We start from the raw sequence: 11,210 nt of genomic DNA on the forward strand, positions 1-11,210 counted from the left end.
TGGCATTTTACAAATCATGCCGGGCTGATGCCTAATACTTAATTTCTATCAATAGTTTGATATAGTCTAAGCAGAGCGGCCGCAACTGGCGGCGGCTGTGCCGAGTGCAGAAATGGTACGCCAAACGCGCACTTTTGCGTTAACCGGCAGGCGGATAGGAATGCTCGCCACCGCGATAATCGGAGATCGAGTAGCAGCCCTCCCCGGTCGTCTTCACGGCGCTCTCGCCGATTACCGCCTTGCCGTAACCGCCGGGAATATCGAGAATATAGGTAGGCTGGCAGAGCCCGGAGATACGGCCGCGAAGCGAGGCGACGATCTTCTGCCCCTCCTCTATCGACAGCCGGAAATGGCTGGTGCCGGGCGCAAGATCCGGATGATGCAGATAATAGGGTTTCACACGCGTCTCGACAAAGGCCCGCATCAGTTCCGCCAGGATATCAGGATCATCATTGACGCCCCTCAGGAGCACCGACTGGCTGACCATGACGATGCCTGCATCCACCAGCCGGGCGCAGGCGGCGCGTGCTTCCGCCGTCAGTTCCCGCGGATGGTTGGCGTGAAGCGCGACATAGACAGTCTTGCCACTCGCTTTCAGAGCCGCGATCAGCTCTGCATCGATCTTTTGCGGATCGACGGCGGGCACGCGCGTATGGAAGCGCACGATCTTCACGTGCTCGATCTCTGCAAGCTGGCTGAGAATCTCACCAAGACGCCGCGGTGAAAGCACCAGCGGATCGCCGCCCGTCAGGATCACTTCCCAGATTTCGCCATGCCCGCGGATATAGTCGAAGGCGGCAGTGAGCGCCGCTGCATCGAGAGTGCCGAGCCCCTGCGGCCCGACCATCTCCCGCCGGAAACAGAAGCGGCAATAGACCGGGCAGACATGCACGGCCTTCAGCAGCACGCGGTCGGGATAGCGATGCACGATGCCCTCGACCGGGCTGTGGGCATGATCGCCTATGGGATCAGCCCGTTCCTCCGACGTGGTGACGAGCTCCGCTGCATCGGGCACGAATTGCCGGGCAATCGGGTCAGCCGGATCGGCATGATCGATCAGCCGCGCCATGGCGGGCGTCAGCGTGAGGGCATAACGCGTGGCAACCTCGTCGAGCGCCAGCCGTTCGGCTTCTTCGATCAGCCCCGCCCTGACAAGATCGTCCACGCTCTTGATCGGACGCATGATATTCATCGGCCGTACTCCGCGACCGGCGCCCAGAGCACCTGATCGATCCGAGAGGCACCCGTCGCCAGCATCGCCAGGCGGTCGAAGCCGAGCGCGATACCGCTTGCTTCCGGCATGATTGCCAGCGCGGCCAGAAAATCCTCGTCGAGCGGATAGGTCTCGCCATAGACCCGCACCTTCTCCGCCATCTCGATCTCGAAACGACGCCGCTGCTCGGCGGCATTGGTCAATTCGCCAAAGCCGTTGGCAAGCTCGACGCCGCAAGCATAAAGTTCGAACCGCTCCGCCACGCGGGGATCGCGCGCCGACGGCCGCGCAAGCGCGGCTTCGGAAACCGGATATTCATCGAGAATGGTGACGCGGCCGAAGCCGAGATGCGGCTCGACCTTCTCCACCAGCACCCGGCTGAATAGATCGGCCCAATGGTCATCATCGGCAACGCGCATGCCGACCCGCCCCATTTCGGCAGCGAGATGTTCGCGATCGGTCGAGCCGTCAGCAGACACAGAAGCCAGAAGATCGACGCCGGCATAGCGACCGAACGCTTCTGCAACGCTGATACGCTCCGGCCCGGCGAAGGGGTCGCACTCGGCGCCACGATAGGTGAGCGTTGTGGTTCCAATCGTTTCGGCGGCGAGCGCCAGCATGCGCACACAATCCATCATCAGGCTCTCATAGCTTTCGCCCGCACGATACCATTCGAGCATGGTGAACTCAGGATGATGGAGCGGCCCACGCTCGCGGTTGCGATAGACATGTGCGAAGCAGACGATGCGTTCTTCACCAGCGGCCAAGAGCTTCTTGCAGGCAAATTCCGGCGACGTGTGCAGGTAGAAGGGTGCAGCCTGTCCATCTGTCGTCAGGGCCTGTGTGGCAAACGCATGCAGATGCGCCTCATTGCCCGGAGAGACCTGCAAGGTGGCGGTATCGACCTCAATGAAATCCTCACGCGCGAAGTAGCCGCGCAACGCTGCCTGGATCGCGTTGCGCCCCATGAGGAACGGACGGCGATCGGCGTGTACGGCGGGGGTCCACCAGGGAGACGCTTTGGCGCTCGTGAGGTTCATTCAGCGCTTTCCTCGCCGGATTCAGCCGGTATGGGGGTGGCTATTTCTGCGATTTTAGGTTAGTGCGCCCCGAAAGAAAAACATTTTGCGTCTTCAGGGCCATTCCGACTGTCCTCTACGACGCCGAAAGCCGACTTACAAGGAAGTCTTATGGTCAAGGTCATCGCCTCTTCGGTCCGCAAGGGCAACGTTCTCGATGTCGACGGCAAGCTCTACGTCGTTCTCACGGCTCAGAATTTCCACCCGGGCAAAGGCACGCCGGTCACCCAGGTCGACATGCGCCGCATCGTCGACGGTGTGAAGGTTTCCGAGCGTTGGCGCACCACCGAGCAGGTCGAGCGCGCCTTCGTCGAAGACGTCAACTTCCAGTACCTTTATGAAGATGGCGAAGGCTTCCACTTCATGAACCCGGCCACCTATGACCAGGTCGTCGTCGACGTTGACACTATGGGCGACCAGAAGGCCTACCTCCAGGAAGGCATGACCTGCATCCTGTCGATCCACGAAGGCATTCCGCTGGCGCTCGATCTGCCGCGCCACGTCACCCTCGAGATCGTCGAGACCGAGCCGGTCGTGAAGGGCCAGACGGCCTCCTCCTCCTACAAGCCGGCGATCCTGTCGAACGGCATCCGCACTTTGGTTCCGCCCCATATCGACGCCGGCACCCGCGTCGTCATCGCGACGGAAGACAATTCCTACGTCGAGCGCGCCAAGAACTGAGCGCATCAGTTCCAGACATTCCAACGGCCTGGAGCACCCGCTTCGGGCCGTTTTCATTTGACGTCTGCTTCCAAGGGCACGATCGCCCTGACGGCGCCCGTGGCCATATAGAGAAAGGCCGGAAAAACGCCGGCCTCCGTACTCAGAGATGAGGATTGCGCGGCCGGTATTTCTTCACCAGTTTCTGGTTGATCTCCGCAGCACCCGGCATGTTGGCGCTAAGATAGACCGGCGCATCGCCGGACTTGGAAAGCTCGGAGGCGACGTCCGCGAAGATAGCGTTGATGACCGTCACCCCGACCGCCGTCGAGACCGGCCCGACCCGGAGGCCGGTGCCATCCAGATCGAGAACGGCGTCGCCCGGCGGCAATCCGTTGTCGAGCACCACATCTGCGACATCGGCCAACCGCCGGCGGCCATTGGCGATCGCTGTCGAATAGGCAATCGATGTGATGGCGATCACCTTGACGCCGATCTCTCGCGCATAGTCGGCCGCCTCGATCGGCGCGGCATTCACGCCCGAATTCGAGGCGATGATGATGACGTCGCCCGGCTGCATGCCGTAACGCTCCAGCATCGGCCGTACCAGACCCTGCGTGCGTTCATAGACCGAACTGATGACCGCACCCTCATGCAGCATCGCCGAACCGACCAGGACCGGCACCGTGAAGGCGAGCCCGCCAGCTCGATAGTGAACTTCTTCCGCCAGCATATGCGAATGGCCGGTGCCGAAGACATAGACGCGCTTGTCGCCACGGGCAGCCTCGAGTATCACGGCAGCGGCCTGCGCCATCGGCTCCGCAAGGGCCTGTTTCAGCTCCTCCAGCCGGCCGATGAGATTGGCGAAATAGGCGTCCGTAATGTCGCTCATCCGCCGCTCCCTAAGCCGCTTCGCCGTTGAGCCAGGTCGCCGTCACATCGATCGCATCGGTGAAATGCACGAGATCGGCGCGCGCGCCCGGCGAAAGGTGGCCGCGATCGGCAAGCCGCAGGAACCGCGCCGGATAGAGCGTCGCCATCCTGAGCGCTTCAGCAAGCGTCAGTTCCAGATAGGTGACGCCGTAGCGGATCGTCGAAGCCATATCGACATCCGAGCCTGCCAGCGTGCCGTCCGAAAGCACGAGTTTGGAACAGAAACCGCCCCTTTCGCGTCGCACGGTGCGGCCATTGAGCATGAACGTGTCCTTCTCCGAGCCGACGAGCGACATGGCGTCGGTTACGAAGAAAAGCTTGCCCTCGCCACGCTTAGCGTGCAACGCCGTGCGCAATGCCTTCGGATCGACATGGTGACCATCGGCGATGATGCCGCACCAGACCGCCGGATGATCGATCGCCGCCCCGACGAGCCCTGGCGCGCGATGCGCCAGCTGACTCATGGCGTTGAAGAGATGTGTCACTCCCCGGGCACCGGCATCGAAACGAGCTTCCGCCGCTTCGCTCGTGCTGTCGGAATGGCCGATGCTGACGATGACGCCGGCTTCGCTGAGTTCGCGCACCTGCGAAACCGTTACCTGTTCCGCCGCCATGGTGACGAGCAACGTGCCGATCGCCTCGCGCGCAGCGATGAAGGCCTTGACGTCCTTGTCCTCGACCGGCCGCATGAGCTCGGCGAGATGCGCGCCCTTGCGCGCCGGCGCCAGATGCGGGCCTTCCAGATGCAGGCCGGCAACACCGCGGTTCGTCTTCACCGCAACCTTGGCCGCCTCGATCGCTGTTGCCGTTGCCTCGGCCGTGTCGGTGATCAGCGTCGGCAGCAGTGCCGTCGTGCCGTATGGCCGATGTCCATCGGCGATCATGTACATGGAAACCGGCGATGGGTCGTCGTTCAGCATACGACCACCCCCGCCGTTGACCTGCGCATCGACGAAGCCAGCAGACAGCACGCCTCCATCAAGCGTCACGACTTCGCCCTCGGGCAGCTTATTCAGGCCGACGATCGCCTCGACGCGTCCGTCCTTGACGATCAGCGCCCGCTCGTCATGAAAGCGCTCTCCGTCGAAGATACGGGCGCCCGTGAAGATCTTGCGGCTCATCAGACGGTCTCCGTCACCTTGAGCAGGTTTGCCGGCTTGTCCGGATCGAAGCCCTTACGGCGGGTGACCGACTCGATCAGGCGGTAATAGACGAGCAGCGAGACCAGGGGATCGACGAGGCCGTTGCCGGTCGTCGGAACCTGCAGGTTGACGCCGGCAAGCGGCTTTGTGGAGAAGGGCACGGTCGTGGCGCCAAGTTTCTGCAGCCGATCCAGTGCCTTCACATTATTGTCGAAAGCAGCATCTTCAGGCACGAAACCGACGATCGGGAAGCCCGGCTGCACGAGGCGCATCGGGCCATGCATCAGTTCGGCAAGCGAGAAGGCCTCGGCATGAAGACCTGCGGTTTCCTTAGCCTTCAGCGCCGCTTCAAGAGCAATGGCGAAAGCCGTGCCGCGGCCGCCTGTGTAAAGCGATGCGGCGCTGAACAGAACACCCTCGGCAGCAGCAGTATCGATGCCCGATGTCGCAGACAAAGCGGCCGGCAGCTTCTCGATAGCGGCCTGCAGATCGGCCTTGCCGCCGATCGCAGCAGTGACACCGGCAAGGGCGGCAACCGATGCGATGAAGGACTTGGTCGCGGCAACGCTCTTTTCGGCACCGGCATTGAGGCCGAGAACGATATCGGCCTGCTTGGCGAGCGGGCTGTCGGTGACGTTGACGACGGCGATCGTCGTCGCTCCGCCCTTCTTGGCCGCTTCCTGCAGTGCCACGATATCGGGACTGGCGCCCGACTGGGAAACGGTGAAGTGGATGCCACCCTTCAGATGTAGGGAAGCGCCATAGACCGAGGCGATCGAAGGGCCGATCGAGGCGACCGGCACGCCGCAAGTGATCTCGAAGAGATATTTGAAGAAGGTCGCTGCATGGTCGGAAGAGCCCCGCGCCGCCGTCGTCACGACGCTCGGACGGGCGGACGAAAACAGCCGGGCGATTTCGGCAAAAACCGGCTTTTCCTTTTCGAGCAAGGCGGCGACCACTTCGGGCGACTGGCCCGCTTCCTGCAGCATCAACGACTGGTTCTCACTCATAGGTCATCTCCAATTCTCAGTTCGGCGACGAAATCATAGGCGTCGCCACGATAATGCGAGCGGGTGTATTCAACGACACGCTGGTCTTCCAGGCGCGATACGCGCTCGATCAGAAGCGCAGGCGCACCGGCCTTGACATCAAGAATAGCGGCCGAAGAGGGATCGAGCGTGACGGCCGTCAATCGCTGCATGGCGCGCACCGGCTTGTGGCCGCTCTGCGCAAGCGCATCGTAGAGCGAGCCTTCGCCGCCGGCATTGTCGCCAAGAAACTTGACCGGAACGACGGCGCGTTCGATGGCGAGTGGCAGCCCGTCGGCCAAACGAAGGCGGTCGAGCCGCAGCACCGGCTCGTCGACACTGAGGCCGAGCAGGAAGGACTCTTCCGGAGATGGGCTGTTGATGGTGCGCGACAGGATCTGGGCCGCCGGCGAGCGCCCGCGTGAACGCATGTCCGCCGAGAAGGAGGAAAGTCGCCACAGCGACTGCTCCATACGCTCGACCTTGCTGGAAACGAAGGTGCCGCTGCCGTGCCGGGATTCAAGCGCACCCGATGTCATGAGATCCCGATAGGCTGTTCGCACAGTGACGCGGCCGAGTTTCAGAGCTTCCGCCAGATCGCGTTCGCCGGGCAGCGCCGTGCCGGGCTTCAAGAGGCCCTCCTGAATGAGGCCGGTGAGGCCCTGCGCCAGCCGCTTGTAAAGCGGTCCCGTTGCCGCCTCATCGCGCAGCCCACGGCCATTCAGTTCCGCTATCAGACTGGTTCTATCCATGGATACACAATAGAACCTATTTAGAACCAATCGGCAAGCCGGATTCGCTTCACCAAAGAAAAAACCCTCGCGGTTGGCCGCGAGGGTCTCATTAATCAGGACAGGAAATACGAACTCAGTTCTTCGTAAAGATATAATCCGTTTCCTGGCGCAGCACTTCACCGGGACGCAATACCGCGTTCGGAAAGTCCTGATGATTGATGGCATCGGGCCAGATCTGCGTTTCCAGGCAGAAGCCGGCGAAGGGACTGTATCTGCGGCCATCGAGACCCGGCACCGGCACGCCGAGCTTGAAGCCGGCATAGAACTGCACGCCCGGCTCTGTCGTACGCACTTCCAGCGACACGCCGGAATGCAGGCTGCGGGCAAGTACGACGGAGCGCTTGGCTGTGCGCTCGCTCGAAAAGCAGAAATTGTGGTCGTAGAGCGCTTGCTCTTGACCGGCAAAACGCTTCATCGGCGCCATCGCACGGAAATCGAATGCGGTGCCCTCGACGGAGCGGATCTCGCCGGTCGGTATCTGCCTTTCATTGGTCGGCAGATAGTGATCGGCGGCGATCATGATGTCGTGCGCCAGCGCATCCTCCCGGCCATCGAGATTGAAATAGGAATGCTGACAGACATTGGCGATCGTCGGCTGGTCCGTTGTCGTCTCGTAGGTGACAGAAAGCTCGCCATCGCCATGCACGCGATAGGTCGCCTGGATCGTGCAGTTGCCCGGATAACCGGCACGGCCATCGGGATCGACGATCTTCAGCACCACGCGGTCGGTCTCATGCTCGACGACCGTCCAGACAAGCGTGCCGATATTATTGCTGCCGCCGTGAAGATGTGTGACGCCCTTCTCGTTAAGTTCGAGCTGGTAGTCCTTGCCGTCGAGCGTGAACTTGCCGTCGCCAATACGGTTGGCACAGCGTCCCGGCGTCGCGCCGAAGAAAGGCGAATGAGCGAGATAGCTTGCGAAATCCTCGAAGCCGAGCACCAGCGGTGCGTCATGACCCTCCAGCCTGATATCCTGGATAACTGCACCCCAGCTCAACACCTTGACCGTCAATCCGCCACCGCGGATGACGACGCGATGGACGGTCTCGCCGTCCTTCGTCTGTCCGAAAACTTCCCGTTCCAACTTGTCCGCCATGATCGACGCTCACTCCATCCCTAGAATTCAGGAACCGGAACCTGCCCCCATTTCCTGCAAACCGCAACCGGGCAAACCGGAAAACAAAACGCCGTCACAGAAATGCGACGGCGTTATTTGTAAGCCCGCCCGATGACGCTCAGATGCCCGAGCCGATCTCTTCGATATCGTAGGACGTCGTCTGGTAGATCTCGTTGATCCAGTTGCCGAAAAGCAAATGCGCGTGGCTGCGCCAGCGGTTCTGTGGCGCAAGAGTGGAATCGTTATGCGGGAAGTAGTTGTGCGGCATCTTGATCGGCACGCCGGCATTCACGTCGCGGAAATATTCGTCCGAAAGCGATGTGGAATCATATTCGACATGGTTGAAGATATAGAGCCGCCGGCCCTTCGCCTCGTGCACGAGACAGACGCCCATCTCGCTGGATTCCATCAGGATCTCAAGACCATCGACCTTCTCGATGTCGGCCCGGCGCACCTCGGTCCAGCGCGACACAGGAACCTCGAAATTATCAGAGAAACCATTGAGATAGACAGATGAGGGCTTGAGATTGCTGTGGCGGTAAACGCCGAAGGCCTTTTCCTTCAGCTCATATTTCGGCACACCGTGAAAATGATAGATCCCCGCCATCGCACCCCAGCAGACATTCATGGTCGAATGCACATTCGTCTGGGTCCAGTCGAAAATCTGCTGCATTTCCTTCCAATAGGTAACATCCTCGTAGGGCAGCGTCTCGATCGGCGCGCCCGTGATGATGAAACCGTCGAACTTGCGGTGCTTCACTTCCTCCCAGGTCTGGTAGAAGGCGAGCAGATGTTCTTCAGACGTATTCTTGGCCTTGTGGTTGCCGACGCGGATCAGCGAGAATTCCACCTGCAGCGGCGACGCGCCCACAAGGCGCGCCATCTGCACCTCGGTCTTGATCTTGTTCGGCATGAGGTTGAGCAGCCCGATCTGCAAGGGACGGATATCCTGGCGGATCGCCACCGTTTCGGTCATCACCCGCACGCCCTCGTTCACGAGGGTTTCGAAGGCGGGCAGCGTGTCGGGGATCTTGATGGGCATTGCGGTCAACTCGATCAAAATAAAAAACCGGCGGCGAAAGAATCGCTACCGGTCCGCACGCGGCCCTTTAGCGATTTATTTAACGTGGCTGCAAGCCGGCCGGCCAAATCACCACGAGGCACCTTAAATAGCGCCAGTCTCGTTGCGAATCAACTGTCAATGCAGATAGCTGCAAAAGCCATCACGCTTTCTTTATGGGTGGTGGAATCTGTTGATGGACCAGTAACGCCCCCATGTTATTAATGTAAGGATGGGCGGATTTGGAAAGTTGTAATGGCAAATGACGTTGAAAGGGGGAGGGGCATCCAGAGTCAGGACCGGGTAGGGTATGATCTCAGCCTGACATATCGACTTGGAGTGATGTTCTCCGCATTCTGGAATTCTGAGGTTCGTGGCAGGGTGCTGCTGCTTGCGATAACGCTCGTCGTCATCATCCTGGCAACCGCCTATGGACAGGTGATCCTCAATGAGTGGAATGCGCCCTTCTATGATTCCCTCGAACGCCGTGACCTTGGCGAATTCTTCAAGCAGCTCGAAGTCTTCGCGATGATTGCCGGCGCTCTGCTGCTGCTCAACGTGTTGCAGGCCTGGCTGAACCAGATGACCGCGCTCTATATGCGCGAAGGCCTCTCGCGCGATCTCGTCGATCAATGGCTGAAGCGCAAACGCGCCCTCAAGCTTTCCACCATCGGCATCATCGGCGTAAACCCCGACCAACGCCTGCATGAGGATTCGCGGAATCTGGCGGAAAGCACGACCGGGCTTGTGCTCGGACTGCTGCAGTCGACCATCCTGCTCGTCAGCTTCATCGGCGTGCTATGGGAGCTTTCGAGCGGCTTCATCTTCCATATCAGCGGCTATAACTTCACCATTCCCGGCTATATGGTCTGGGCAGCAATCTTCTACGCCGCATCAGCCTCGCTATTGAGCCAGGTCGTCGGCCGCAAGCTCGTCAAACTCAATGCCGACCGGTTCTCGAAGGAGGCCGAACTGCGCTTCGCGCTGATGCATGCCAATGAGAACATGCCGGCGATCACAGTGGCGCGCGGAGAGGAGAATGAGCGCAAGCGCATCAACGGCGATATCACCAATGTTCTTGCCGTCATCAAGCGGCTGGCCATAGCCAATACCAACCTGACCTGGGTTTCGGCAGGGTACGGCTGGCTGGTCATCGTCATCCCGATTATCGTCGCAGCCCCAGCCTATTTTTCTGGCGGGCTGACCTTCGGCCAGTTGATGATGTCGGTCGGCGCCTTCAATCAGGTCAATACAGCGCTGCGCTGGTACGTCGCCAACTTCGGCCCGATTGCCGAATGGCGCGCCACGCTGATGCGCGTCACCGATTTCCGTCAGGCGTTGCTGGAGATGGACGATGGCTTCGATCTGAAAGACACCATTGTTTATGAGGAAACCGCGCCGGATACGCTGACGCTGAAGAATGTCGTCATCCTCGCCAAGCTTGGCGAAGACATCGAGGATTGCGGCGGCTTCCGGATGCGCGAGGCGGATGTGACGATCAAGGCCGGCGAAAAGGTCATGATCAACGGCGATCACAGCGTGAACCGCCGCCTGCTCTTCCAGGCCATGGCCGGCCTCTGGCCATGTGGCAAAGGCACAATGGGCCTACCGCCCATTGCCGACATGCTGTTCATCCCGCAGGTCGCCTACGTGCCGGGCGGCACGCTGCGCGAGGCAATTTCCTTCCCCCAAAAACCCGAGGCCTATGACAAGGCGACCGTCGAGGCCGCACTTGAGGCTGCCGGCCTGCATTCGCTGATCGCCCGCCTCGACAGCCGCGCGCGCTGGGACAAGCTTCTCGATGCCGATGAGCAAAAGGCCATCGGCTTTGCTCGCCTGCTTCTCGTCAAGCCGCGCTGGGCCGTTTTCGATGAAGTGCTCGAAGGCATGGAGCCGGAATGGCAGCGCACGATGACGAAGCTGCTCGCCACCATGCCGGACACCGGCATGATCTATATCGGCCGCTCGGAAACCTATCTGGAAGCGCTGCACCCGCGCACCCTGCACCTGCAGGCACTGCCCTCGAAATCGGACGAAGAATCGGCAACTTCGGTTCCCGGATCGAGCGCCGCGGCAGCTGCCGCCCCGGCGCTCTAGGCTCCAGACTCAATCAGGCCCACCAAATGACGATGGCGGCGATGTAGCAAGTTGCCGCGAAGTTGAGCATGAGCTTGTCATATCGAG

Annotated in this window: 10 protein-coding genes and 1 riboswitch; of the genes, 2 read left to right on the forward strand and 8 right to left on the reverse strand. The window is 60.7% G+C overall.

Translation table 11 applies throughout. The annotated features are described in order from the left end of the window. Positions 1-139 precede the first annotated feature (139 nt). Positions 140-1,192, reverse strand: coding sequence for a lysine-2,3-aminomutase-like protein (locus tag AC1DNW_RS07510; protein ID WP_113308663.1), 1,053 nt, complete (start codon positions 1,190-1,192; stop codon positions 140-142). After that, on the reverse strand, positions 1,189-2,253 hold the full coding sequence (epmA, locus tag AC1DNW_RS07515; RefSeq protein ID WP_113308662.1) for an EF-P lysine aminoacylase EpmA: 1,065 nt from the start codon (positions 2,251-2,253) through the stop codon (positions 1,189-1,191). The genes AC1DNW_RS07510 and epmA overlap by 4 nt, the downstream gene beginning before the upstream one ends. A gap of 150 nt (positions 2,254-2,403) precedes the next feature. Here epmA and efp point away from each other — a divergent pair, with 150 nt between their 5' ends. Then, positions 2,404-2,973 (forward strand): elongation factor P, encoded by a 570-nt coding sequence (gene efp, locus AC1DNW_RS07520; RefSeq protein WP_113299556.1) that lies wholly within the window; start codon positions 2,404-2,406, stop codon positions 2,971-2,973. A gap of 142 nt (positions 2,974-3,115) precedes the next feature. Here efp and AC1DNW_RS07525 read toward each other — a convergent pair whose 3' ends face one another. The 6 genes from AC1DNW_RS07525 to metA form a co-directional block, all read right to left on the reverse strand. After that, entirely contained in the window at positions 3,116-3,844 is a 729-nt protein-coding gene (locus AC1DNW_RS07525) for an SIS domain-containing protein (RefSeq protein ID WP_113308661.1), read from the reverse strand. Positions 3,845-3,854: 10 nt separating this feature from the next. Next, the gene (nagA, locus tag AC1DNW_RS07530) at positions 3,855-5,006 is read right to left on the reverse strand and encodes an N-acetylglucosamine-6-phosphate deacetylase (RefSeq protein WP_113308660.1); all 1,152 of its coding nucleotides are present in this window, start codon (positions 5,004-5,006) and stop codon (positions 3,855-3,857) included. Continuing rightward, complete coding sequence (locus AC1DNW_RS07535) at positions 5,006-6,037, reverse strand: SIS domain-containing protein (protein ID WP_113308659.1); 1,032 nt, start codon at positions 6,035-6,037, stop codon at positions 5,006-5,008. The genes nagA and AC1DNW_RS07535 overlap by 1 nt, the downstream gene beginning before the upstream one ends. Then, positions 6,034-6,807 (reverse strand): GntR family transcriptional regulator, encoded by a 774-nt coding sequence (locus AC1DNW_RS07540; protein WP_113299552.1) that lies wholly within the window; start codon positions 6,805-6,807, stop codon positions 6,034-6,036. Before AC1DNW_RS07540 ends, AC1DNW_RS07535 begins: the two co-directional genes overlap by 4 nt. A 115-nt stretch (positions 6,808-6,922) precedes the next feature. Next, positions 6,923-7,945, reverse strand: a complete 1,023-nt coding sequence (locus AC1DNW_RS07545) for an aldose epimerase family protein (protein WP_113308658.1) — start codon at positions 7,943-7,945, stop codon at positions 6,923-6,925. A 139-nt stretch (positions 7,946-8,084) separates the two neighbouring features. Beyond that, positions 8,085-9,008: a homoserine O-acetyltransferase MetA gene (metA, locus tag AC1DNW_RS07550; RefSeq protein WP_113308657.1), complete on the reverse strand. Its 924-nt coding sequence runs from the start codon at positions 9,006-9,008 to the stop codon at positions 8,085-8,087. Between the two features lie 47 nt (positions 9,009-9,055). Beyond that, a riboswitch (SAM riboswitch) is annotated at positions 9,056-9,133 on the reverse strand. A 148-nt stretch (positions 9,134-9,281) separates the two neighbouring features. Between metA and AC1DNW_RS07555 the strand changes: the two genes are divergently transcribed. After that, positions 9,282-11,123: an ABC transporter ATP-binding protein/permease gene (locus tag AC1DNW_RS07555; protein WP_113308656.1), complete on the forward strand. Its 1,842-nt coding sequence runs from the start codon at positions 9,282-9,284 to the stop codon at positions 11,121-11,123. The last annotated feature ends 87 nt before the right edge of the window (positions 11,124-11,210 follow it).

It is taken from the genome of Rhizobium sp. 05L429, assembly GCF_056397645.1.

Coding starts and splice junctions, on each gene's coding strand:
- AC1DNW_RS07535 (WP_113308659.1), bottom strand. CDS start 6,037: ATGAGTGAGAACCAGTCGTTGATGCTGCAGGAAGCGGGCCAGTCGCCC.
- AC1DNW_RS07510 (WP_113308663.1), bottom strand. CDS start 1,192: ATGAATATCATGCGTCCGATCAAGAGCGTGGACGATCTTGTCAGGGCG.
- epmA (WP_113308662.1), bottom strand. CDS start 2,253: ATGAACCTCACGAGCGCCAAAGCGTCTCCCTGGTGGACCCCCGCCGTA.
- AC1DNW_RS07555 (WP_113308656.1), top strand. CDS start 9,282: ATGGCAAATGACGTTGAAAGGGGGAGGGGCATCCAGAGTCAGGACCGG.
- efp (WP_113299556.1), top strand. CDS start 2,404: ATGGTCAAGGTCATCGCCTCTTCGGTCCGCAAGGGCAACGTTCTCGAT.
- nagA (WP_113308660.1), bottom strand. CDS start 5,006: ATGAGCCGCAAGATCTTCACGGGCGCCCGTATCTTCGACGGAGAGCGC.
- AC1DNW_RS07540 (WP_113299552.1), bottom strand. CDS start 6,807: ATGGATAGAACCAGTCTGATAGCGGAACTGAATGGCCGTGGGCTGCGC.
- AC1DNW_RS07545 (WP_113308658.1), bottom strand. CDS start 7,945: ATGGCGGACAAGTTGGAACGGGAAGTTTTCGGACAGACGAAGGACGGC.
- AC1DNW_RS07525 (WP_113308661.1), bottom strand. CDS start 3,844: ATGAGCGACATTACGGACGCCTATTTCGCCAATCTCATCGGCCGGCTG.
- metA (WP_113308657.1), bottom strand. CDS start 9,008: ATGCCCATCAAGATCCCCGACACGCTGCCCGCCTTCGAAACCCTCGTG.